Genomic DNA, 22612 nt, shown 5'->3' with positions numbered 1-22612 from the left:
TCAGCGCGCTGACTGTTATCACGCTCATCGATGACCGGCTAGCCTGGAAATATGTTCGAGCCCGCCCATCTGCGGACCTTCCTGGCCGTCGCCCAGACACTCAGCTTCACGCAGGCCGCCCACCGGCTGGGGCTGCGCCAGTCCACCGTCAGCCAGCAGGTGCGCAGGCTGGAGGGGGCGGCCGGGCGGCAGCTGTTCGTCCGGGACACCCACAGCGTGTCGCTGACCGAGGACGGCGAGGCGATGCTGGGGTTCGCCCGGACGATCCTGGAGGCGAACGAGCGGGCGGCGTCCTGGTTCGCCGGCACGCGGCCGCGCGGGCGGCTGCGGTTCGGCGCCTCGGAGGACTTCGTGCTGACCCGGCTCCCGGAGGTGCTGGAGTCCTTCCGGCGGGAGCATCCGGAGGTCGAGCTGGAGCTCACGGTCGATCTCTCGGAGACCCTGCACGAGCAGCTGGCCGCCGGCCGCTTCGACCTCGTCCTGGTCAAGCGCCATCCCCACCAGCCGCACGGGCGGCTCGTCTGGCGCGACCGCCTGGTGTGGATCGGCGGCGAGCGGCTGCGCCTGGACGCGCACCGGCCCCTGCCGCTGGTGGCCTTCCCGCCGCCGGCGGTGACCCGGGCGCGCGCCCTGGAGGTGCTGGAGCGGCACGGCCGTCCCTGGCGCGTGGCATGCACCAGCCGCAGCCTCAACGGGCTGGTCGCGGCGGCCCGTGCCGGGCTGGGGGTGATGGCCCACACCCACGGCATGATCCCGCCGGGCCTGGTGCGGATACCCGCGCGCGCCGGGCTTCCCGAGCTGGGCGGCATCGACGTCGTGCTGCTGTACGGCACCGGGCCCGGGCGGGACGACGCCTCGCGCGGCAGCGCGGAGGCGCTGGCCCGCGCCATCCTCGCCGCCGGGGACCGGCTGCACACGGCGGCCGCCCCCGGCTGACCGGAGCCCCTCCCTTTCCCGCTCCCTCCCTCCTCCTCCCCCTCTCTCTCCCCCGAGAGAGGCCCGGTCTCCGCCACCCCGCCTCCGCCCGACCGGAGCCCGGCGCCGGAGGGCACTCTCCCCCGCCACCTCCTCGACCTGGGAAGGTGACACACCGCAGCCAATAATCCGCCCGGATCGGACAGTTCGCCGCCCGTCGCCGAGTACCGAGGGTTCGCCCGAGCCGGATCGGGTACGGTCACCGGCGCTGTGCGGAGCGTCGCGAGGAGCGAGAATTTGCGCGAGTTCACCGTCCCGCCCCTGACGCCGGCCCCGGCCGCCGGCGGCCTGGCAGACATCGTGTTCGAGCACGCCGCCGAGGCCCCGGACCGGATCGCCTTCGGCCGCAAGGCCGCCGGGCGGTGGCAGGACGTGACCGCGGGGGCGTTCCGCGACGAGGTCATGGCCGTCGCCAGGGGCCTGCTCGCCCAGGGCGTCGCCGCGGGCGACCGGGTCGCGCTGATGTCCCGCACGCGCTACGAGTGGACGCTGTTCGATTTCGCCCTGTGGTGCGTGGGCGCCCAGTCCGTCCCGCTCTACCCGGCTTCCTCCGCCGAGCAGGTCTACTGGACCCTGCACGACGCGGGCGCCACGGCCTGCGTCGTCGAGCACGAGGACCACGCCATGACCGTCGGCTCGGTCATCGACCGGTTGCCCCGCCTCGTCCGGCTGTGGCAGCTGGACGCCGACGCGGCCGGCGAACTGGGTGCGGCGGGCGCCGCCGTCCCCGACGAGGAGGTGCACCGGCGCCGGTCCGCCGTCACCCCCTCCTCACCGGCCACCGTGATCTACACCCCCGGCACCACCGGACGCCCCAAGCCCTGCGTCCTGACCCACGCCAATCTCATGGCCCAGACCGACAACGTCGTCCACGGCTTCGGCCCCGTCTTCCGCCCCACCGACGAGGACCCCTCCCTGCTGCTGGCCCTGCCCCTCGCCCATGTCCTGGGGCGGATGGTGCAGGTGACGGCCGTGCGCGCCGGGGTACGGCTGGGACACCGGACCGGGGCCTCACAGGAAGCGCTCCTCGCCGACCTGCGCGCCTTCCGGCCCACCGTCGTCTGCACCGTCCCCCACCTCCTCGAAAGGGTCTTCTCCACCAGCCGCCGCGCGGCGGAACGGGCCGGGAAGGAGCGCCCCTTCGAGAAGGCCGTGGACGTCGCCGTCCGCTACGCCGGCGCCCTGGAGGACCGCGCGTTCGGCACCGGCCCGGGGCCCGGCACGGCGCTGCGCGTCCAGCGGCAGGTCTTCGACAAGCTCGTCTACTCCAAGATCCGCGAATCCCTGGGCGGCCGGCTGCGGTTCGCGCTCTCGGGCGGCTCCTCCCTGGACCGGCGGCTGGGCCTGTTCTTCGCGGGCGCCGGCATCACCGTCGTCGAGGGCTACGGCCTGACGGAGACCACCGCCGCCGCGACGGCCAACCCCCCGGAGCGTCCGCGGTTCGGCACGGTCGGCAGACCCGTTCCCGGGACGGGCGTGCGGATAGCGCCCGACGGCGAGGTGTGGATCAGCGGCCCGCAGGTCTTCGCGGGCTATCTGGACGACGCCCGCGCCACCGCGGCGGTGCTGCACGACGGCTGGCTGGCCACCGGTGACCTGGGCGCGCTCGACGAGGAGGGCTATCTGACGGTCACCGGCCGCAGGAGCGAGGTCCTGGTGACCGCCGACGGCGCGAGCGTGCAGCCGGCGGCGCTGGAGGACCGGGTGCGGACCCACCCCCTCGTCGACCGCTGTCTGGTCGTGGGCAACGGCCGTCCCTATCTCGCGGCCCTGGTGACCCTCGACCGCCCCGAGGTGGCGCACTGGCTCGCGGTGCGGGGCAGGCCCCCGCTCCCCCCTGCCGCACTGGTGCGCGACCGCGAGCTGGAGGCGGAGATCCGCGAGGCGGTGATGGCGGCCAACGCGGGCCTCTCCCCCGCCGAGTCGATCCGCACCTTCCGCATCCTCGCCGGCCGCTTCACCGAGGGGCAGGGGCTGCTGACCCCCACGCTGAAGCTCAAGCGCAGGGCCGTGGAGAAGGCGTATGCGACGGAAGTGGACGCGCTCTACGAGGAGGCCGCGCCCTGAGCGCCCGGCAGCCGCCGGGCAGGAGCGCCGCACGGAACACCGCACGGGACCACCGGGCAGGAATGCCACACGGGAACGCCGGACGGGAACGCCGGACGGGAATGCCGGACGAACCGCACGCGTTGAACCGGATGGGACGGTTCCGCCCCGCCCCCTCCCCCCCCGGGGGCCACGGGCGGAGCCGGACCGCATGAACAGGCACACACGAACTGGCACCGCACGAACAGTCACCGCACATAGAACACGCACGAGCCCGCACGAGCAGGCCCTGCCCGCCCACCACACGACCGTGGACGGACAGGGCCACGACGGCCGCAGGCAGGCCGCCTCAGCGCGCCCCGTGCCCCGGGGCGATCTCCTCGATCCTGCGGGCCAGTTCGACGTCCAGCCCGGTGACCTTGCCGCCCACGCTGTGGGTGTTCACCGCGATCGCCACGGTGTCGTACCCCAGGGTCACCTCCGCGTGATGCCCCAACTCCTCCTGGATCCGGGCGATGTGCACCACCAGGGCCACCGCCGGGAAGTGCCCGGGAAGGCGGTACGAGCGACGGAGCAGCACCCCGTCGGTCGTCCAGCCGGGCAGTTCCTTCAGGCGCTCCTCGACGTCCTGCTGGGAGAGCGGTTCGACCGGCATGTCCCCTGTCCCTTCGTCCACCACCAGACACCGGTTCGACAAGGGTCCCACGGGACGCGGGTAATGTCGCGGCATGACGACTGCCACGGCCGGCGCCCCCACGGTGGGCGCGCTCCTGCGCTCCTGGCGGAACCGGCGCCGCATCAGCCAGTTGGAGCTGGCCCTGCGCGCCGACTCCTCCGCGCGCCACATCAGCTTCATAGAGACGGGCCGTTCGCTGCCGAGCCGGCAGATGATCCTGCGTCTCGCGGACCACCTCGACGTGCCCGTCCGGGAGCGCAACGCCCTTCTCGTCGCCGCCGGTTACGCCCCTTACTTCCCCGAACGCCCGCTGGACGACCCGGCGATGGGCGAGCTGCGCGCGGGGCTGGAGCGCCTGCTGTGCGCCCACGAGCCCTTCCCGGCGCTCGCCGTGGACGGCACCTACCGGGTGGTGGCGGCCAACCGGTCCGTCTCCCTCCTCCTGGACGGCGTCGCCGAGGAGCTGCTCGTCCCGCCGCTCAACGCCATGCGCCTGACCCTGCATCCGCGCGGCATGGCCCCGCGCATCCGCAACTACGGCCAGTGGCGCGCCCACTTGCTGCACCAGATGGAACGCCAGCTGGCCGTGCTGCGGTCGGCGCCGCTGCGCGCCGTCTACGACGAGGTCAGCTCCTATCCGCCGCCGGAAGTGCCGGGCGAGGAGCGGCCGGACGACGGCCCGGCGGCCCCCTTCGCGCTGCCGCTGCGGATCGAGCACGCCGGCCGGACGCTGTCCTTCGTCTCGGCCATCGCGACGTTCAACACCCCCATGGACGTGACCGTCTCCGAGCTGGCGCTGGAGACCTTCCTCCCCGCCGACGCGGAGACGGCCGCGTATCTGCACGGCGCGCACCTCCGGGACGCGCCCCTCCAGGGGGCCCTCACGCCGTAGCGGGCACCCGGTCCAGGAAGCCGAGGACGCCGCGGATGCGTCCGTCCTCGTCGAGCGTGGCGACGTCGGAGCCCGCGACGGGCGCCGACCCGTCCGCCCCGGACACCAGCTCCCAGGAGAACCGCACGGTGTCGTGGTGCCCGTCCGCCACTCCGGTCTGCCGGAAGACGAAGCCGGGGAACTGCTCCTGCGCCCCGGCGATCACGGCGGCGAGCGCCTCGTGGCCGCGGACGTCGGCGAGCGGGTCGGTGTACGAGCCGTCCTCCGTCCACGCGGCGGCGACGGCCCGGGCGCGGGTGTCCGCATCGGTGGCGTTCCAGGCGGCGAAGTAGCGGGTGACGGCGTCCTCGTAACGCGACATGGTGAACTCTCCCTCTCACGGTGCGTATCGAACGACGGGCGTCGAGCGACAGGCGTCGAACGACGGGTATCGAGCGGCCCCCGGACCCGAGTGCGCGGCTCCGGGGGCCATGGCTCCACCTTGTCGTGAGCGGGCCGACGACGCGATGACGTCGGAGGTAAGGGCGCCGGTCAGACGGCGCGGACGGGCTCGGGGGCGCTCCGCTCCGGGGCGCCTTCCACCGCCTCCGCCTCCGTCCCCGCGGCCGCTGGACGGGGGCGGCGCGCCGCCATCCACGCGTAGACGAGGACACCGGCGAAGAGGAAGAGCACGCCCTGGTAGACCGCCTCGTAACCGGCGCCGGCGACCAGCCAGAAGGAGAACGCGAAGGCGCCGAGGGCGAGGACCAGGTCGCGGGTCAGCCGCGCCGGGCGGACGCGCCCGCGCTGCCCGGTGAGCAGGAAGTACACCTGGGCGGCGGCGGCCAGCAGGTAGGGGACGGTCGCGGAGAAGGTCGTGATCAGGACCAGGATCTCGAAGACCCCGCCCGCCCCGGAGACGTAGTTGATCACCGTCAGGCCGGTGGCCAGCACCGACGCCGCCAGGACGCCGACCGTCGGCACGCCGCGCCGCTTGCGCGCGAACGCCGCCGGGAACAGGCCGTCCTTGGCGGCCGCGTAGGGCATCTGGGCGCTCATCAGCGTCCAGCCGTTGAGCGCGCCGACGATGGAGATCACCGCGGCGCCGGCGATCAGCGCGCCGCCCCACTCGCCGCCGAACATCGCGTTGACCGCGTCGGAGAACGGCGCGGTGGAGCCGACGAGCTTGTCGTGCGGCACGGCGCCGAAGACGGAGAGCGTCCCCAGGAGGTAGACCAGGGCGGCGCCGATGGTGCCCAGGACGCTCGCCCGGCCGACGTTGCGGCCCGGGTCGCGGACCTCGCCCGCGCTCATCGCGGCCGACTCGACGCCGACGTAGCTGTAGAGCAGGATCGCCGCCGAGGCGGACAGCCCGCCGGCCCAGCTCCCGCCGCCCTCGTGGAAGTGGCCGAGGTTCTTCGGGTCGAAGAAGAACAGGCCGACGACCGCGACGAACAGCAGCGGCACGAACTTCAGCACCGTGGAGACCAGCTGCACGGCCCCCACCCAGCGGGTGCCGGCCAGGTTGGCCAGCGCCGGCAGCCACAGCATGGCCAGGGCGACGGTCAGGTCCGCGGCCAGGGAGCCCTTGCTCCCGGTCAGGACGTGGAAGTAGCCCACGCCGGCGACCGCGAGGGCGGCGTTGCTGACCCAGGTCATGGTCCAGTACGACCACGCCGACAGGAAGCCGGCGAAGTCGCCGAACGCCGCGCGGGCGTACACGTACGGGCCGCCGGTGTGCGGATGCCGCTCGGCGAGCCGGCCGAAGACCAGGGCGAGCGCGATCGCCCCCACGGTCAGCACGCCGAAGGCCAGCAGGCTGACCGTGCCGAAGGGGGCGACGGAGGCGGGCAGCAGGAAGATGCCGCCGCCGATGATGTTCCCCATGACCAGCGCGACCGCTGTGGGGAGGCCGAAACGGCGCGTGTGCGTGCCGTCGGTCGTGTCGTGCATGGGGGTGGTGCGCCTCTCATCCTGCGGGCAGGTCGCAGATCTGTGCGATACGAGCACATGGTGAGCGGTGGGGAGCCCGGCGCAAAATCGCTCTTTTTTGTCCCGTGCCAGGTGCCCGGCGGCCGGAAAAGGTCCAGCGAACCGGGCCGTGAGCCGTCATTCGTCCACCGCCTCCGCGACGAGCAGTATCGGCACGGCCGGGGACGGCCGCAGTGACCTGGGTCACCACGGCCTCGGCCGTGCCCCCTCACGGCAGGAGGCTCGCGTACGCCGCGTACCCCTCCTCGTTGGGGTGGTACGACTCCCGCAGCGCGAGCCGCACCCCGTTGATCCACGGATCCCGGGAGCACGCGCCGTGCCCCGCGAACCGCCCCCGGGCGTCCCTGTACGTGAAGCCCGCCGCGCGCGTGCGGTCGGCCAGGACGGCGTCCAGGTGGTCCACGGCCGCGTCCATCCGGCGGGCCCGCGGCGGGGCCGGGATCAGGCAGGGGTCGGCGCCGAAGAGGTCGGGGTAGCCGAGGACGATCACGCGGGCGTGCGGGACGCGGCGGGCGACGGCCGCGTACAGCGCGTCGAGACGGGCGGGCAGCACCTCGTCCATCGCGCGCTCGGCCCGGTCGGCCTCCGCCGCGCAGTCCGCGGACGAGCCGATGCTGCACGCCTGCATGACGCGGACGTACTCGACGTCGTTGCCGCCGACGGTGAAGGTGACCAGGGCCGTGTCCGGCCGCAGCGCCGGGAGTTGGCGGGTCAGCAGGTCGCGGGTGGTCGCGCCCCCGCAGGCGGGGAAGCGGAAGTCGGCGACGTGGTGGGCGGCGGCCCACCGGGGCCCGTAGGCGCGCGGGCTGCGCAGGCACGAGCCGGAGGACGGGTCGTAGACGTGGGCGCCGACGCCCGAGGAGAACGAGTCGCCGAGCGCGGCGTAGGAGGGCACGGGTCCGGCGCCGGTGTCCGCCCCGGCGCCCGGGGGCCCGGCCCAGCTCAGGGCGAGGGCGACGGCGAGGGCGGCGGCCGGACGGGCGATGCGGCGGAGGGTGCTCACGGGCTGCTCCTTGCCTTCTGCGTGAGCTGGTTCCCTACCTCCGTCGCGGGCGTTCCAGTCGTCACCCGTTCGGGTGGGGGGACCCGGCCGGGCCGGCGGAGGGCTCCGCCGGCCCGGCCGGGCCGTACGGCCCGTCAGATGTGGTGCTGGGCGTTCCGCTCGCTCGACTCGCACGCGTGCAGCTTGCGGGAGATGGCGTCCGCCTTGGCGAGGGTGCGCCGGGCGGCGGCGTACTCGCCCTCGTGCTTCAGCCGGGCGGCCTTGGCCCTCAGGGAGGCGATCTCCTGGCGCATCTTGGGGTAGTTGCAGGTGACGGTGTGGCCCGCCGCGACGGACTCGGCCGGGGAGGCGGCGAGCAGGAGGCCGCCGGTCAGGGCGGCGGTGACGGCGAAGGCGGATATACGACGGCGCATAACTCTCTCCAGACCGGGCCCGCACGGGCCCGATGGGGGGTGTCTGATTTCGGTCGGTCACCTTATACGAGGCTCCCGGCATCCTTGATCGCGACGGCCCCGGACGCCCAATTCCTCCCTCCTCAGGCGTGTTTGCTCCGACGGTCTAGCAGCTCCGCTCCCACGACACAGCAGCCCTTTCCGGCCAAACGGGAGAAAGGGCACGGCCCACGGCCCCGCGCGGAGTGCGCCCGGCGCGACTGACCGGCGCGCGGAGGGGAAGGATGCCCGCATGACGACCACCCTGCGAACCCCCCGTCTGACGCTGCGGCGTTGGCGCGAGGAGGATCTCGAGCCGATGGCCGCCATCAACGCCGACCCGGAGGTGATGCGCTGGATCGGCGACGGCTCCGTGCAGGACCTGCGGCAGACCGCCGCCGGAATCGCCGCCTGGGAACGGGAGTGGGACGAGCGGGGCATCGGCCTGTTCGCGGCCGAGCTGCGCCAGGGCCGTCAACTCGTCGGCTTCGTGGGCCTGTCGGTGCCGCGCTACCTGCCGGAGATCCTGCCCGCGGTGGAGATCGGCTGGCGCCTCGGCCGGGCGCACTGGGGCCGCGGCCTCGCCACCGAAGGCGCCCGCGCCGCGCTGGACTTCGCGCTGCGCGACCGGGGGCTGGCGCGCGTGGTCAGCGTCCACGCCATAGGGAACGACGCCTCCGAGCGGGTCATGCGCAAGCTCGGCATGCGCGCGGAGAGGGAGACGCGGCACCCGGCCCTCGGCGTGCCGCTGCGCGTCCATGTCCTGGAGGCCCGCCCCTAGTTCCCCTCCTCGCCCGCCTCCTCCGCCGAGGGCCGCGACACGTACAGGGCCGCGTGGTAGTGGCCCTCCGCCTCCCGCCCGGCCGGGTCGAGCCCGGCGGCCCTGACGCGCTCCAGGACGACGCGCCGCTCCTCCGGCCCGGTGAAACGGCGCTGGGGATAGGTGCGTCCGGACGCGGTGGTGACCAGCCCGTGCCGGGCCAGCGCCTCGGCGACGGGCCGGTAGTCGACGGGCCGTACCGCGAAGGCGACCACGCGGACGCGGCCGCCCGAGGGGGCGACGACCGCGTCGAAGGTCCGCGGGCCGATGTAGCTGAGGCCGCCGGTGACGGTGACCAGGTCGGCCGGGGCGAGCGCCGCGGCGAGGGCCGGACCGGCGGGGGCGGCCTCCAGGTTCTCCGCGAACCCGGCGTCCAGCAGCCCGGCGTCCACCGCGTAGGCCACCGCCCGCGCCGAGACGTCGACGCCCACGACCGGGACCGCCTCCGGCCGGCGGCGGGAGGCGTAGAACTCCCGGTCGGACGCGGCGAGTTCCGCGCGGGACAGACCGGCCGTCGCCGGGCCCGTGTAACGGTCGTAGAGCTCGTCCAGGGTGACGTCGTGGTTGAGCAGGGCGGCGTTGATGCCGTAGGAGCAGCAGAGGTCCACGACGGTGACCGGCCGGCCGGGCCGGCGGCGGGCCAGGTCGGCGACGGCGGCGCGGAAGACGGGCTGCGCGTGGTGCGGGATCCGGTACTCCAGCGGGGCCAGCCGGGTGAAGTAGGCACGCGGGTCCGGCCGGTCGTAGATGTCGTCGAAGCTGCTCATGCCCCGCCGGTCGGGGCCCTCCGTCGGCACGCCCGCCGGCACGCGCGCCGTCACGTCGCGTAGGGGTCGACGGGGACGGTCCGCGGCGTCCGGTCGCGGCCGGGCTGCTCCAGCACCCGGGAGCCGCCGATCGGCAGGTCCCACAGGCCGTCCCGCGGCCGTCCCGTCGCCGCCCACGCCGCCCGCACCCGCCGCAGGGGCTCCAGCGGCGGCTCGGCGGACAGCAGGAACGTCCCCCAGTGCATGGGCGCCATCACCCGCGCGCCCACGTCCTCGCAGGCCCGCACGGCCTCCTCCGGATCGGTGTGCACGGGGCCGAGCATCCAGCGCGGGTCGTAGGCGCCGATCGGCAGGATCGCCAGGTCGATGCCCGGGTAGCGGGCGCCGATGCGGCCGAACCAGTGGCCGTAGCCGGTGTCCCCCGCGAAGTAGACCCGCTGCCCGTCCGGCGCCGTCAGCACCCAGCCGCCCCACAGCGAGCGGCACGTGTCGGTGACCGTGCGCCGGCTCCAGTGGTGGGCGGGGACGAAGTCGAAGCGCACCGGCCCGCAGGCGCCGGGCAGTTCGACCGCCTCCCACCAGTCCAGCTCGGTGACCCGGGTGAAGCGGCGGCGGCGCGCCCAGCGGGCGAGCCCGGCGGGGAGCAGCAGGTGCGTGTCGCGCGGCAGCCGCTTGAGGGTGGCGGCGTCCAGGTGGTCGTAGTGGTTGTGGCTGATGACGACGGCGTCGACGCGCGGCACGTCCTCCCAGGCCACCCCGACCGGCGTGATCCTGGCGGGGGTGCCGAGGATTCTGCGCGACCAGACGGGGTCGGTGAGCACGGTGAGACCGCCGATGCTCAGGATCCAGCTCGCGTGCCCGGCCCAGGTGGCGGCCACCGTCGCCGCGTTGACGGCGGGCGGCGGCCCGGGCTCCACGGGCACGCCGGGAATCTCGCGCAGCGCCGCGGCGGACGGGCGCAGCCGCCCCTCCCGGGCGAGGCGCGCGAAGGCGCGCACGCCCGGCAGCGGCGCGGTCAGCCGGTCGGCGAACGACCGCGGCCAGAGGCGGATCTCACCGGGCGTGCGCGGGGCCGCGAGGGGGCGCTCGCGCTCGGTCTGCTCGGTCATCGAAGGGCTCCGTTCGGGAAGAGCAGGCTCATCGACGGGCGACGGCACCGGCGGTCAGCCGCCGGCCAGTTCGGCGAACGCCGCGCCGAGCGCGTCCAGCGCCCGGGCGACGTCCGGCAGGGCCGGCGGGTCGGGGTCGTCGAGGGCGCGCCGGCGCAGGTCGTCGCCGGCACCCAGCAGCGGCAGGGCGGAGAGGCGGACGCGCAGGGCGTCCGGGTCGTCCCCGAACCGGTGGCCGCCGGGGACGGGCCGGCCGAGCGCAGCGGTGAGCCGGTCCTCCAGGTCGACGGAGTCGGCGACTCCGCGCCGGGCCAGCGCCCCGCGCAGCTCGCCGAGGTCCGCGTAGAGGTGCGGGCCGGTCCGCGGGGGGCGGGCGAGCGCCCCCGCGGCGGTGATCCGCTCGCGGACGGCGCCGGTCAGCGCCGCGTACAGCCGCGCGGCGGCGGCCGTCCGCTCGCGGACGGGCGCGGGCTCGCCCAGGGCCCAGCGGGCGGCTCCGGCCACGGGCGGCGGCAGCTCGGCCCGCAGCGCCGCCAGCACCGACAGCGCCCGGGCGCGCAGGACGGGACCGGGCGCGGCCCGGGGGAAGAGGGCGACGGCGGCGGGCCAGGACGACGGGGTCAGGCTCCCGGCGAGGTCGGTGAGGACGACGACGCGGTCCGGGTACATCTCGGCGGGCCCGACGAAGACGGTGCCGTGCGGGTCGTGCCGGCCGTCCCGCCACGTCTCGTCGCTGACGACGGTGAGCCCCTCGCCGGCCGCGGCCTCGCACACCTCGTGCAGGGTCTCGGGCGGGGCGACGGTGCCGGTGGTGTCGTCGGCGACCGACAGCACGAGGAAGCGCGGTCTGCCGCCCTCGGCCCTGATCCGGCCGACCGTCTCCAGCAGGGCGAACGGGTCGGGGACGCCGCCGCACTCGGCCGGGACGGGCACGTGGTAGGCGAGCCGGCCCGCGAGGCGGGCGAGCGGCGCGTACCAGGCGGCGCACGGCCGGGTGAGCAGGACCTCGCCGCCCGCCGAGGCGAAGAGCGCGAGCAGCAGCGGCTGCGGGCCCGGGGCGGCGACGACGTCCGCCGGATCGGCGGCGAGGCCGCGCCGCGCCCAGTACGCGCAGGCGGCGGCGCGCAGGTCCGCGCCGCCGCCGAGCGGTTCGGGCACGGCCCGGCCCGCCTCGGCGGCGAGGCGCCCGGCGAGCTCGGGGAGCACGGGCAGGGAGGGCTCCGGGCCGGGGAATCCGGGGACGCCCGGGGGCGGTGGGGAGCCCTGCTGCATTCCGTGCGCACCTCCTCCGTCCCTGCGGCACGCTTTTCGTCCACCCTCGCAGACGGGGTGGCGGCCGACCGCCCGGCGCGGGCGCCCGGGTGACGGCGCCCGCTGGATCCTTCCCCGCTCCCGCCCTTTCACCGCTTCCCCCGGGGGCTGCGCCCCTCACCCGCGACACCGCGCGGCGGGCGGCCGGCGGGGGCCGCGCACCCCTGCGCCCCACCGCGCCGCAGCGGGCGTTCGGGGACCTCGCGGCGCAACCGCGACTCCCCGCGCGGCGGCGTGCCGGAAACCGAGGTGCCGCCTCCCGGGGAGCAAGGTCGCGACCGGGGCGGAATCCCCCGGCGGGCCCCACCCGCCCCGCATCGCCGGTACGGGTGAACCCGCCCCCGAAGGCCCCCTGCCCGGGCCGCGGGCGAACTGCCGTACAGGGGGCGGACGTTCGCCACCCCACCCTCCCCCGCGAGGCCGTCTTCCCCCCCGCCCCCGGACAACTAGCCTGGCTCCCATGAACATTCTGGGGACTTCGCTAAGGGTGTGCGTCCGCGATCTCGAGGAGTCGATCGCCGTCTACGAACGGCTGACCGGCGCGGAAGCCATGCGCTTCCGGCGCGGCGGCGTCGCCGTCGCGGCCGTCGGCTCGTTCTTCCTGATGAGCGGTCCCGAGGCGGAGTTGTCCATCCTGCGGAAGATCAAGGCCACCATCGCGGTGACGGACGTCGACGAGGCGCTCGCCGACCTGCGCGCCGTCGGCGCGGACATCATCGCCGGGCCGGTGCCGACGCCCATCGGCCGCAACCTCGTGGCCCGCCACCCCGACGGGTCGATCTTCGAGTACGTGGACCGCAGGCAGGAGTGAACGGAGCGGCCGGAGGGGCGGCGGGTCGTCAGCCGGCCTCGGTGGCGACCCGCAGGCCGAAGCCGATCAGGACGACACCGGTCACCCGGTCCAACGCGCGCCGCACACGCGGCCGTTCGAAGACGGACCGCGCCCGGGTGACGAGCCACGCATAGCCGCCCAGCCAGCCCAGGGTCAGCGCCGCGTGCAGCAGGACCAGCAGACCCATGCCCGCCGCCGTGGACAGCCCGTCCGGGGCCGGCGTCGGCAGCAGTCCCGTGTGGAACACGGCGATCTTGGGGTTGAGGACGTTCGTCACCAGGCCCGACACATAGGGGCCGCGTCCGCCCTGCGTCCGCCCCGGCGCGCCCGGCGCGTCCCGGCGGCTCCGCCACAGCGCCCGGACGCCGAGCCAGGCGAGGTACGCCGCGCCGAGGACCTTGACGACGAAGTACGCCTCTGCCGCCCTGAGCAGCGTTTTTGCATCGAACGGAAGATCGGGTAACGTTCTGCCCGCGCCGCTAGCTCAGTTGGTCAGAGCGACTGACTCTTAATCAGTAGGTCCGGGGTTCGAGTCCCTGGTGGCGCACTTCTCAGCGTGGCCCCCGCCGGTTCGTCCGTCGGGGGCCACGGCCGTTTCGCGTCGTACGGCCGGTGGTACCCCTGCCGCATGCCCGGACGCGAGACGCGGAGGTGACGCGATGACCGAGCACGTGGGGGTGGCCGAGGCGCCGCGCGGTGCCGCCGCGCCTCCGGCGACGGCCACGACGGCGGTGGCGGTGGCGACGCCGATGTGCCGTTTCGACGACGTCCTGGGCGCGGCGGCGGCCGACCGGCTGCTGGAGGAGGGCTGCCGGGCGCTGATGGCCGAGGTCCGGGAGCGGGGCGCGGACACGGAGTCCGGGGTGCCGCCGATCTGGCGCTGCGCGGACCAGACGGCGCGGTTCCCGTCACTGGTGGCCCTGGTGACGCGGCTGGCGCCGATGGTGATGACGCTGCTGGGAGTGCCGGTGACCGACGCGCGGGTGTCCTTCGCCCTCACCATGCACAACGAACTCCCCGCCGGCGACGCGGCCGCGCGGCGGGCCCCGGCGCGGGACTCGGCCGGGGCGGGCCGCATCACCTTCCTCTACCACCTGCACCGCAGGCCGCGCGGCTTCACCGGCGGCCAGACGCGGATCTTCGACAGCACGGTCCGCGAGGGGCGGGCCTGCGTGGCCGAGTCCTTCCGGGACGTGCAGCCCGACCACGACTCCCTCGTCTTCTTCCCCGCCGACGCCTGGTACCGGATCCGGCCCGTGACCTGCCCGTCGGCGAAGCTGCTGGACAGCCGGTTCGCCTTCCACGGCTGGCTCGGCGCGGCCGACCGGTGACCCCGTGACGCCCGCGCCGCCCGCCGCCCGGCTGACCGTCGCCGTCGTCGTCCGCGACGACGACCACGACGGGGCGTACTTCACCGCGCTGGCCCTCCGGCTCCACCACCCCGAGGCGGCCGGCCGCTGCGAACTCCTCCTCGCCGACGGGGATCCGGGCGGGCCCGCCGCGCCCGCCCTGCGCGGCCTGCCGTGGCTGCGCCACGTCTCCTGCGACCAGGTGCACGGTTCGGCCCTGCGGGACCTGGCCGTCCGCGAGGCCCGTACCGAGTGGGTGCTGTGCGTGGACTCCGGGACGCTGCTCGCGCCCGGCGCGCTCGCCCGTCTCCTCGCCCTCGCCGACGCGCGTCCCGGGGCGCGGGACCTGTTCCAGGGGCCGCTGCTGGACGACGACCTGCGCGCCGTGCGCACGCACCTCGACCCGGTCTTCGACGGCTCCTCGTTCGGGACGTGGGGCTGCGACCCGCGCGGCACGGACCCGGACGCGCCGCCGTTCGAGATCGGCATGCAGGACCTCGGGCTGTTCGCCTGCCGGCGGGAGGCGTGGCCCGGCTTCAACCCGCGGCTGCGCGGGCACGGCGCGGAGGAGGGCTACCTGCACAAGAAGTACCGGGCGGCGGGGGCGCGGGTGCTGTGCCTGCCGTTCCTGCGGTGGACGCGGCGGGCCCCGGGGGCGCCGGCTCCCGATCCTGGGGCGCTGTGGCGCGACCGGCTCCTCGCGTGGGAGGAGGCGGGGATGGCGGTGGAGCCGGTGCTCGACCACTGCCGGGAGGTGTACGGGGACGCCGCCGTCGACGGCTGGGTCGCGGAGCGGGCGGCGGAGCGGGCGCACGCGCTCGACTGGTTCGACGCGGTCCTGTGCGTCAACTCCGACACGGAACCGCTGCGTTGGGTGGCGGCGGCGCGGCGTTTCCGGCGGCTGGGCGCCGACGCGATCGTCCGCCGCTTCCCGGCCGTCACCGTGTCCGGCGACGACGGCCGGGCCGCCGGGCACGCGCTGTCCCACCGGCGGGCCGTGGAACAGGCGCGGCGCCGCGGCCTCTCCCACGTCCTCGTCCTCGAGGACGACGTCACCTTCCACCCCGACGCGGAGGCGCTGCTCCGGGCGCACCTCGACGAGCTGGCGGAGCGGCGGTGGACGGTGTGCCGGCTCGGCGGGGGCGCGGTCGCCTACCACGGGCGGGTGTTCGACCGTCTGCTGGCGGAAATCCCGGCGGGGGAAGGGGACATGAGGGTGTGGGTGGCCGCGCACGGGGGCCTGGAGCGGTACTGCGACCGGCGCTTCCGGGAGGGGCTGGTGTCGGTGGCTCCGGCGGTGACGGCACAGGGGTGAGGGCGCCCCGGCCTCCGAGGGGGCACCGGAGGAGCACCCTCAACACCCCACCCGCACCGGCACCACCGCCCGCACCACCGATCCCCCGCCCCTGTCCACCTCCACGGACAGCGACCCCCCGACCTCCTCCGCCAGCTCGCGCAGCCGGCGGACGGCGGCCGTCCCCGCCCCGTCGTCGGTCACCTCGGCCACCAGCTCCCCGTCCCCGGCGGACAGCCGCAGCAGCACGACGGACGCCCCGGCGTGCCGTACCGCCTGCGTCAGCGCCTCCTCCGCGATGCGGTACACCGCCGCCTCGCAGGCCGCGGAGAGGTCGGGGACGGCGTCCGGCACCTCCGCGGCGGCGGAGAAGCGGGCGGCGAGCAGCCGCAGGGCCTCGGGCAGGCCGCGCTCGTCGATGTCCGGCGGGCGCAGGCCGGCGGCGAGGCGGCGGATCTCGCGGGTGCCGTGCCCGGCCCCGGCCCGGGCCGCGTCGAGCATCTGCCGCGGCACGCGGGCGTCGGGGACGCCGGTCAGCAGGGAGCCGGCGGTCTCGACGTTGAGGCGGATGGTGGCGAGGACGGGACCGAGGCCGTCGTGCAGTTCGCGCCGCAGCCGCCGGCGTTCGTCCTCGCGCTCGGCGACCACCCGTTCCCGCCCGGCCCGCAGCCCCTCGTGCAGTCCGGCGTCGCGGACGACGGGGGCGAGGCGGGCGGCGAGGAGTCCGAGGACGGCGCGGTCGTCCTCGTCCAGGCCGGGCGCGCCGAGGGCGAGGCGGCCGACGCACTCCCCGTGGTGCCGGAGGTCGACGGTGGTGGCGGGCTCCCCGACCGCCCCGCCGGCGCGGGCGAGTTCGCGGAAGCCGTGCGGCGTGCGCACCGCCAGGGCCGCGCCCGGCACGCGGAACCCCCGGACGACGGCGTCGCACGCGGCACGGGCCGCCCCGGCGGGCGTCCGGCGGCGGGCGAGTTCGTCGCCGAGCGCGCGCAGGGCGGCGTACGGCCGGGCGCGGCGGCCGAACGGCAGGACGTCGACGGCGCGCAGCAGCCGGGACACGGCGGGCGGGGCGACGAGGGTCACCAGGCCCGAGGCCACGGCCGCGGCGGTGACGCGCGAGGCCCCGAACCGGCCGGTGAGGAGCGCGCCGAGGCCGTCGTAGGCGTGGGAGAGCCCCACGCCCAGGGCGAGGGCGACGACGACGGGGCGCAGGATCCGGTCCGGCCGGACGGGGTCGGCGGCGCAGACGAGGGCCGCGGCGAGGGCGGCCGCGGTGCCGCCGAACAGGGCGGCGCCGGGCGGCACATGGGGCAGTGACCGGATCGTCCAGTACGCGGCACAGGCCGTCGCCAGGGCGAGGAGCCGGTGCCGGGCCGCGCCCCGGGCGCGTACGGCGCGCGGTACGAGCCGGGCGAGCACCGCGAGGGCGAGCGCCTGCGGGAGCCAGGGGAAGCGGTCGCCGAGGGCCGGGGACGCCAGGCAACTGCCGTAGACGACCAGGGCCGCGGCGGTGACAGCGCTGCGGACCCTTGGCGCGTCCCCGGCGAACCCCAGCGGGAGGAGGGCGAAGGCGCCCGCCCCGCCGAGCGCCCCGGCGTCCGTCAGGAGCGGGACCCAGCCGGGCGGCAGCGGGCCGAGGACGCGGGCGGCGGGGCCGTCGAGCACGGTGGCGAGCACGTGCAGCCCGTCGAAGCCGGAGACGGCGAACAGGCCCCGGGCGAGGGGCCGTCGGTCCGGGCGGCCGGCGCGCAGGACGGACGCCCCGGCGGCCAGGAAGCAGACGGCCGTCACCGGGGCGCCACCGGCGCGGGCGAGCGCGGCCGGGTCGCGGCCGAGGGCGGCGAGGGCGAGCGCGGCGGCGAGGGGGGCCAGGCACAGTCCGGCAAGGGCCGCGTGTCCCCCGCCCCTTGGGGACGGGACGGCCGGGACATCAGGGGCGAGCGAGCCGTTCGATGACACAGGGTATGTATGCGCTCACATGTGGTGGATCAATCCTTCCCGGACCCTCACGCCGTTTTGCTTCGAACAGGAGAGCAGGTAATGTTCTGCCCGCGCCGCTAGCTCAGTTGGTCAGAGCGACTGACTCTTAATCAGTAGGTCCGGGGTTCGAGTCCCTGGTGGCGCACGGGAGTTCGGGCCCGCGCACGGTTTCGGCCGGCGCGGGCCCGGCGCTTTTCGTCACCCGCCCGGGTACACCCGCTCCAGCGCCTGCCAGCCGTTGTCCCGCTCGCGCACGGCCTCTTCGGCCCGTCCGCCGCCGCGCAGCCCGAACAGCCGCTTGGCGAACAGGAGATAGCCGACCACCGCGAGGTTGATCAGCAGGGTGCAGACCTTCAACGCGCTGACGTGGCCGGTCAGCTCGTAGACCTCGGGGATCAGCAGCACGCTCGTCGCGACGAAGGTCAGGTACTCGGCCCACCGCGCCGCGCGCCACAGCCCGACGGCCTCCACGCCCTCCAGCACGGCGTACGCGGCGATCACCACGCCGATCACCCACAGCGTGCGGTCGTGGGCGGCGAACGCCTTCTCCAGGTCGCCGAGCAGTCCGTGGCCGTGGACGCCGCTGGGGCCGCCGACGCCGTTCTGGAGGTCGTCGACGACGCGGTAGAAGGGGCCGCGGAGCCGCTCGCGCTCGTGGGCGAAGAGGAAGACGGCGACGGCCAGGACGCCGAGGACCAGGAAGTGCACCAGCCGGTCGATCGCGATCAGCCGCAGGACGTAGCGGTCCCGCAGCGGCCTGCCGCGCAGCGGGAGTCCGATCTCCGCCCGCTGCTCGGGGACCTCGCGCCCCGGCCGGTCCGGCGGCGGCAGCGCCAGCCAGGCGTCGCAGCGCAGACAGCGGTGCCAGCGGTGGCCGTCGGGCGTCTCGCGCACCAGCAGCGCGTCCCCGGGGCCGACGCGCGCGGCGTCGGTGCCGACGAGCCGGTGGCTGTGGAGCGCGCACTCCAGCAGTTCGTAGCCGATCCCGCGCCGCCGCGGCCGTACGCCCGGAGCGGGCACCAGGCCCGGGGTGTCCGCCACCGATGTCCCCCTTCGCTCGGTCCGCACAGGATTATGGCGACGACCCGGCGGGAGACACGCCGCGTTTGACGGCGCCGCTGCGGAAAGCGGGCCTTCCCGTGGTGCCCCTTTGGCCCGCTCTTGGCCGGGGAAGTCCCTCCCGGCGCGGGCGGACCGGTCCGGGCGAGCGCTACCGGTGCGGCCGGGCCGCGGCCAGGGCCACCGCCGCCGTGTACCCCTCCCCCACCGCCACGTCCCGGACCGACCAGCCGTCGGGCGAGGCGGGGTGCTCCCCGCACCCCACGTACGTCACGGACAGGGCCTCCGCCAGGCCGGTGCCCGTGCCCTTGAGGTACGCCTCCTTCCGCGTCCAGCAGCGCGCGAAGGCCCGTACCCGCTCGGCCTCGGGGAGCGCGGCCAGTTCGGCGGCCTCCCGGGGGTGCAGCGAGCCCGCGACGTCGGCGACGACCGAGGGCCGCGGTTCCTGTTCGACGTCCGCGCCGACGGGCACGTCCGCGAAGGCGAGCAGCGCCAGGTCGCCCGCGTGCGAGAGGCTGAAGTGGAACGGGGCGCCCGCCACGGCCGGGCGGCCGTGCGGCGCGCCGCAGCAGGGGCAGGGCTCGCGCACGAACTCCACCTCGCCCGGGGCCAGCCCCAGGTAGGCGCCGAGCAGCCGCCGCAGCGCGACGTGCGCGGCGACGTAGCGCTCGCGGTGCCCGGCGCGGACGAAGGCGTCGGCGCGGGCGCGTTCGCCCGCGTCGAGCACGTGCTCGTGGCCGGCGGTGCCGTCCGCGCCGCGCAGCAGCCACACCTCGGGGGCGTCTCCGCCGCCGCGGGTCCACGGGCCGGGCAGCGGGCCGTCGCCGAACGGCCGTGCGCGCATCAGGGCGTTCCTCTCCGGTGGGCCGGCCTCGGCGGCGGCATCCGCCGAGGCCGGGGTCATGCGGTGCCGCCGAGCGGCCCCAGCGGCTCGACGCCGCCGTCCTCCCGGCGGCGGGCCGCCTCGCCCGTACGGTACATGCGCGTCCCGGGCGGGCCGTACGGATCGGCCGCGAACCGGGCCGCGGTGCGGGCCGGCCGCCCCGGCCACCCGGTGGCCAGCCCGGCCCCGGCCACCCACAGCTCCCCGGCGACCCCGGGCGGGCACGGCTCCAGCGTCGCGTCCAGGACGTACAGCCGGAGGTTCCAGCCGGGCCGGAGGACCACCGGGCCGGGCTCCTCGCCCGCCGCGCAGCCGTACCACGCCGCCCCCGCGGCCCCGTCCGGCCCGTAGTGGTGGTGCACCCCCGTCCCCGGGAGCAGGGCGCGCAGCCGCGCGACGGCGGCCGGGTCGGGCACCGCCGTCCCCGTGACGAGGAGGTGCCGCGGGCGGGCGCGGGCGGACTCCTCCCGCGGGTCGGCCAGGAAGCGGCCGAGCGCGTCGGGGCCGAACGCGGCGACGGTGACGGCGTGTTCGCGCAGGGCGGCGGCCGGGGCGCGGGGGTCGAGGACGAGGGTGGCGCCCTCCCGCAGGGGCCAGAGGAGGTGGGCCAGGGAGGGGTCCGCGTCCGGGGCGGGGAGGAAGCGGTCGCCGGCGGTCAGGCCGTAGCGGCCCTGGAGCCAGCGGAGGCGGTTGTCGGCGGCCGAGTGCGGGACGACGAGGGGTCCGCCGCCGGAGCGGACGGCGTACGCCGGGTGGTGCGGTGTCAGGGCGCGCGCCGGGTCGGTGGCCGGCCGGCCGCGCGGGTCCACCGCGGCCGGGTCCACGGCGGGCACCGCCGTGTCCGGCGGGACGTCGGCGGGCGCGGCCAGCACGCAGACGGGCGCGAACGGACCGGCCGGCTCCCCCGGCGCCAATGGGACGTACGCACCGCCCGCCTTGAGGACGGCGAGCACGGCGACCACCAGGCCGGCCGAGGGCGGCAGCGCGATGCCGGCGAACGTGCCGGGGCCCACCCCGAGCGGGACGAGGCGGCGGGCCAGCCGGTTGGCGCGGGCGTTCAGCTCCGCGTAGGTGAGCCGCTCGCGGTCGGTGACGAGGGCGGTCGCGCCGGGGGTGCGGGCCGCCCGGGCCTCGACCGGGCCGATGAGGGTCGTGGGCGGCAGCGCGACGGCCGTGTCGCGCAACCGGGCCGTGCGACGCGGGCGTTCGGACGCGGCGGGCAGCGGTGCGTGCGGGTCGCCCCCGGCGAGCCGGGCCAGCAGGCCGGGGAAGTCGCGCCCGTGCGGCCCGGCGGCGGGGTCGGCGTCGACGTCGACGCTCAGCCCGCCCCCGTCGGCGTCCCGGACGGTGACGACGGTCCGCTCGGGCGTCCCCGCGGCCAGCGGGCGCAGGGTCGTCCGGGCACCCGCGAAGGTGACGCGGTCCTCGCCCGGCGCGACGTGCAGGAGCGGTCCGTCGAGGACGCCCGCCGCCTCCGGCAGCTCCCGGCGGATGCCCGCGCCGCGCCGCCGCTGGTGGCGCCGGGCCTCGCGGATGCCGAGGTCGGCCTGGCGCACGAGGTCGGCGAAGGTGGTCTCCCCGGTGACCGTCAGCCGCAGCGGCAGCGTGTTCGCCACCGCTCCCGGCACGCGGAGCGCGGCCGGAGAGGTCCGCGCGGTCATCGGCAGTCCGAGGACGACGTCGCCGGTGCTGCCGCCCCGGCCCTCGCGCAGGTGCAGGGCCTGCGCGGCGAACAGCAGCCCGGTCCACGACCCCCGTACGGCGGCGGCGAGTTCGCGCAGCCGGGCGGTGGTCGCGGCGTCGAGGTGCGCGGTGTGCCGCACGCGGATGGGGCGTCCGCCGGGGCCGGGGGGTGCCGCCGCGCGGTCGTGCGTCGCCGCGCGTGCGGCCGTGCCCGCCAGCTTCCGCCGCCAGTACGCCCGGTCGCGGTCGTGGGCCGCCGACGTGCGGTAGGCGACGTCGTCGGCCACCAGGCCGGTCAGGCGGCCGAACGGGCTCGGCCCGGGGTCGGCGCCGGCCGCGAGCGCGGTGTAGACCTCGGCGACGCGGCGGTCCACGAGCGCGCGGCCGTGCGCGTCGAGCACGGCGCCGTGCACGCGGCGGTACCACAGCCAGCGCACGTCGCCCACGCGGAAGAGGCCGTGGGCGAAGAGGGGCCCGGTGCCGAGGTCGAAGGGGCGCTCCAGGTCGGAGCGCATCCAGGCCAGCGCCGTGGCGCGGGCGTCGCCGTCCTCGCGCAGGTCGGCGGCGAACAACGGGAAGCCGTGGCCGGGCGGTTCGACGACGACGGGCCGCTGGCGCAGCCCGTCCCGGGTCACGGTGATCCGCATGCGCAGGGCGTCGGCCTCGCCGACGGTGCGGTGCAGGGCCTCGGCGAAGAGGACGGGGTCGAGCGGCCCGTGGATCTCCCGGCAGTCGGCGGCGTTCAGCGCCGGGCTGCGCGGGTCGCGGGCCTGGACGCGTCACAGCTCCGCCTGGGCGGCCGTCAACGGGAGGCCCGCCGGGGCGGAACTCCCGTCGGCCGGGCCGCAGTCGGGGAGCGCCCGGCCACGGGTGGCAGACATCGCCGTCAGTTCCCTTCCAGGTCCGCGAGGAGCCGGTCGGTGGTGGTGACGACGGCGCACTTGGCGGCGGCCCAGCGCAGGGCCATGGCGTGGTCCCCGGCCGAGAAGTCGGCGACGGCGTCGGCGACGAGGAAGGGCCGGATGTCGCGCATCCAGGCGTCGCAGGCGGTCATCATGACGCCGATGTGGGCGTAGACGCCGACGACCACGAGCTGGTCGCGGCCCCGCGCGGCCATCAGCCCGGCGAGGTCGGAGCGGACGAAGGCGCTGTACTTCCACTTGGTGAGGACGGTGTCGCCGGGGCCGGGCGCCACCGCGTCGGCGACGGCCCCCGCCCGCTCGCCGGCGGGCAGTCCGGGCCCCCAGAAGTCCTGCTGGAGCCCGCGCTCGGCGGGGCTCTGGCCGCCGGGCTGGGCGGAGTAGACGACGGGCACGCCGCGCCGCGCGCACTCCTTCCTCAGCCGGCCGACGTTGGCGAGGAGTTCGGTGACCGGCGAGGCGCCCTCGGTGAAGGCGTCGAGGAAGTAGTTCTGGAGGTCGTGGACGAGCAGGACGGCCCGGTCGGGGTCGAGGCTCCAGTCCACCTTGTTCGCGGGGAGGTCGTCCTCCGTGGGCATGGGGTACGGGGCGATGGCGGGGAGCGCCATGGTGCT

21 protein-coding genes, 2 tRNA genes and 1 pseudogene are annotated in these 22612 nt (G+C 76.4%); 9 read left to right on the top strand and 15 right to left on the bottom strand.

The genetic code is table 11. From position 1 onward, the window contains the following. Window positions 1-51 precede the first annotated feature (51 nt). Together AC230_RS02945 and AC230_RS02940 are read left to right on the top strand one after the other, a co-directional pair. The gene (locus tag AC230_RS02945; RefSeq protein ID WP_049714330.1) at window positions 52-936 is read left to right on the top strand and encodes a LysR substrate-binding domain-containing protein; all 885 of its coding nucleotides are present in this window, start codon (window positions 52-54) and stop codon (window positions 934-936) included. A 276-nt stretch (window positions 937-1212) separates the two neighbouring features. Further along, window positions 1213-3042 carry an AMP-dependent synthetase/ligase gene (locus AC230_RS02940; protein WP_049714329.1) on the top strand — a complete coding sequence of 610 codons (1830 nt, stop codon included), beginning with the start codon at window positions 1213-1215 and terminating at the stop codon, window positions 3040-3042. Window positions 3043-3370: 328 nt separating this feature from the next. On the opposite strand, the gene AC230_RS02935 is transcribed toward AC230_RS02940, so the two are convergent. Next, the gene (locus AC230_RS02935; protein WP_049714328.1) at window positions 3371-3676 is read right to left on the bottom strand and encodes a 4a-hydroxytetrahydrobiopterin dehydratase; all 306 of its coding nucleotides are present in this window, start codon (window positions 3674-3676) and stop codon (window positions 3371-3373) included. A gap of 73 nt (window positions 3677-3749) precedes the next feature. On the opposite strand from AC230_RS02935, the gene AC230_RS02930 reads away from it, so the two are divergent. Continuing rightward, on the top strand, window positions 3750-4589 hold the full coding sequence (locus AC230_RS02930) for a helix-turn-helix domain-containing protein (protein WP_049714327.1): 840 nt from the start codon (window positions 3750-3752) through the stop codon (window positions 4587-4589). On the opposite strand, the gene AC230_RS02925 is transcribed toward AC230_RS02930, so the two are convergent. The 4 genes from AC230_RS02925 to AC230_RS02910 all read right to left on the bottom strand — a co-directional run bounded on the left by AC230_RS02925 (window position 4579) and on the right by AC230_RS02910 (window position 7976). Next, window positions 4579-4950, bottom strand: a complete 372-nt coding sequence (locus AC230_RS02925) for a nuclear transport factor 2 family protein (protein ID WP_049714326.1) — start codon at window positions 4948-4950, stop codon at window positions 4579-4581. The two genes, AC230_RS02930 and AC230_RS02925, sit on opposite strands and share 11 nt — an antisense overlap. 170 nt (window positions 4951-5120) lie before the next feature. Continuing rightward, window positions 5121-6521 (bottom strand): amino acid permease, encoded by a 1401-nt coding sequence (locus AC230_RS02920; RefSeq protein ID WP_049714325.1) that lies wholly within the window; start codon window positions 6519-6521, stop codon window positions 5121-5123. 247 nt (window positions 6522-6768) lie between these two features. Beyond that, window positions 6769-7563 carry an SGNH/GDSL hydrolase family protein gene (locus AC230_RS02915; protein ID WP_053160963.1) on the bottom strand — a complete coding sequence of 265 codons (795 nt, stop codon included), beginning with the start codon at window positions 7561-7563 and terminating at the stop codon, window positions 6769-6771. A gap of 134 nt (window positions 7564-7697) precedes the next feature. Further along, window positions 7698-7976, bottom strand: a complete 279-nt coding sequence (locus tag AC230_RS02910) for a hypothetical protein (protein WP_049714324.1) — start codon at window positions 7974-7976, stop codon at window positions 7698-7700. Between the two features lie 271 nt (window positions 7977-8247). Here AC230_RS02910 and AC230_RS02905 point away from each other — a divergent pair, with 271 nt between their 5' ends. Continuing rightward, window positions 8248-8775: a GNAT family N-acetyltransferase gene (locus AC230_RS02905; RefSeq protein WP_049714323.1), complete on the top strand. Its 528-nt coding sequence runs from the start codon at window positions 8248-8250 to the stop codon at window positions 8773-8775. On the opposite strand, the gene AC230_RS02900 is transcribed toward AC230_RS02905, so the two are convergent. From AC230_RS02900 to AC230_RS02890, 3 genes are read right to left on the bottom strand one after another with little or no spacing between them, the layout of a single operon-like run. Continuing rightward, window positions 8772-9635, bottom strand: coding sequence for a hypothetical protein (locus AC230_RS02900; RefSeq protein ID WP_241833054.1), 864 nt, complete (start codon window positions 9633-9635; stop codon window positions 8772-8774). The two genes, AC230_RS02905 and AC230_RS02900, sit on opposite strands and share 4 nt — an antisense overlap. Beyond that, window positions 9632-10690: an MBL fold metallo-hydrolase gene (locus AC230_RS02895; RefSeq protein ID WP_049714322.1), complete on the bottom strand. Its 1059-nt coding sequence runs from the start codon at window positions 10688-10690 to the stop codon at window positions 9632-9634. Before AC230_RS02895 ends, AC230_RS02900 begins: the two co-directional genes overlap by 4 nt. A gap of 54 nt (window positions 10691-10744) precedes the next feature. After that, complete coding sequence (locus AC230_RS02890; protein WP_049714321.1) at window positions 10745-11962, bottom strand: aminotransferase class I/II-fold pyridoxal phosphate-dependent enzyme; 1218 nt, start codon at window positions 11960-11962, stop codon at window positions 10745-10747. Between the two features lie 499 nt (window positions 11963-12461). Between AC230_RS02890 and AC230_RS02885 the strand changes: the two genes are divergently transcribed. Continuing rightward, complete coding sequence (locus tag AC230_RS02885) at window positions 12462-12812, top strand: VOC family protein (RefSeq protein WP_049714320.1); 351 nt, start codon at window positions 12462-12464, stop codon at window positions 12810-12812. 28 nt (window positions 12813-12840) lie between these two features. On the opposite strand, the gene AC230_RS02880 is transcribed toward AC230_RS02885, so the two are convergent. Beyond that, window positions 12841-13266, bottom strand: coding sequence for a LysE family transporter (locus AC230_RS02880; RefSeq protein WP_078870905.1), 426 nt, complete (start codon window positions 13264-13266; stop codon window positions 12841-12843). 40 nt (window positions 13267-13306) lie between these two features. On the opposite strand from AC230_RS02880, the gene AC230_RS02875 reads away from it, so the two are divergent. From AC230_RS02875 to AC230_RS02865, 3 genes are all read left to right on the top strand, one after another. After that, window positions 13307-13380 (top strand) — tRNA-Lys (locus tag AC230_RS02875). A 112-nt stretch (window positions 13381-13492) separates the two neighbouring features. Continuing rightward, window positions 13493-14164: a 2OG-Fe(II) oxygenase gene (locus tag AC230_RS02870; RefSeq protein ID WP_049714319.1), complete on the top strand. Its 672-nt coding sequence runs from the start codon at window positions 13493-13495 to the stop codon at window positions 14162-14164. 4 nt (window positions 14165-14168) lie between these two features. Next, the gene (locus tag AC230_RS02865) at window positions 14169-15497 is read left to right on the top strand and encodes a glycosyltransferase family 25 protein (protein WP_049714318.1); all 1329 of its coding nucleotides are present in this window, start codon (window positions 14169-14171) and stop codon (window positions 15495-15497) included. Window positions 15498-15536: 39 nt separating this feature from the next. Here the strand turns inward: AC230_RS02865 and AC230_RS02860 are convergent, their stop codons facing one another. Continuing rightward, a complete protein-coding gene (locus AC230_RS02860) occupies window positions 15537-17432 on the bottom strand; it encodes a sensor histidine kinase (protein ID WP_049714317.1) in 1896 nt (631 codons plus the stop codon). Between the two features lie 92 nt (window positions 17433-17524). Between AC230_RS02860 and AC230_RS02855 the strand changes: the two genes are divergently transcribed. Then, a tRNA-Lys gene (locus tag AC230_RS02855) sits at window positions 17525-17598 on the top strand. 53 nt (window positions 17599-17651) lie between these two features. Here the strand turns inward: AC230_RS02855 and AC230_RS02850 are convergent. From AC230_RS02850 to AC230_RS02835, 5 genes and pseudogenes are all read right to left on the bottom strand, one after another. Then, the gene (locus AC230_RS02850) at window positions 17652-18494 is read right to left on the bottom strand and encodes a DUF2127 domain-containing protein (RefSeq protein ID WP_049714316.1); all 843 of its coding nucleotides are present in this window, start codon (window positions 18492-18494) and stop codon (window positions 17652-17654) included. Between the two features lie 169 nt (window positions 18495-18663). After that, window positions 18664-19356 carry a 4'-phosphopantetheinyl transferase family protein gene (locus AC230_RS02845; protein WP_078870904.1) on the bottom strand — a complete coding sequence of 231 codons (693 nt, stop codon included), beginning with the start codon at window positions 19354-19356 and terminating at the stop codon, window positions 18664-18666. Window positions 19357-19412: 56 nt separating this feature from the next. Beyond that, the gene (locus AC230_RS34220) at window positions 19413-20219 is read right to left on the bottom strand and encodes an AMP-binding protein (protein WP_422125556.1); all 807 of its coding nucleotides are present in this window, start codon (window positions 20217-20219) and stop codon (window positions 19413-19415) included. Between the two features lie 81 nt (window positions 20220-20300). Continuing rightward, window positions 20301-21830 (bottom strand): annotated as a pseudogene (locus AC230_RS34215) (condensation domain-containing protein); the annotation flags it as partial. A 134-nt stretch (window positions 21831-21964) separates the two neighbouring features. Beyond that, window positions 21965-22606 carry an isochorismatase family protein gene (locus AC230_RS02835; protein ID WP_049714314.1) on the bottom strand — a complete coding sequence of 214 codons (642 nt, stop codon included), beginning with the start codon at window positions 22604-22606 and terminating at the stop codon, window positions 21965-21967. Window positions 22607-22612: the final 6 nt, after the last annotated feature.

Source organism: Streptomyces caatingaensis, from assembly GCF_001187435.1.
GTDB lineage: Bacteria > Actinomycetota > Actinomycetes > Streptomycetales > Streptomycetaceae > Streptomyces > Streptomyces caatingaensis.
Note: the sequence above shows the minus strand (reverse complement) of the source record. Positions and strands in the feature narration are given on the sequence as shown.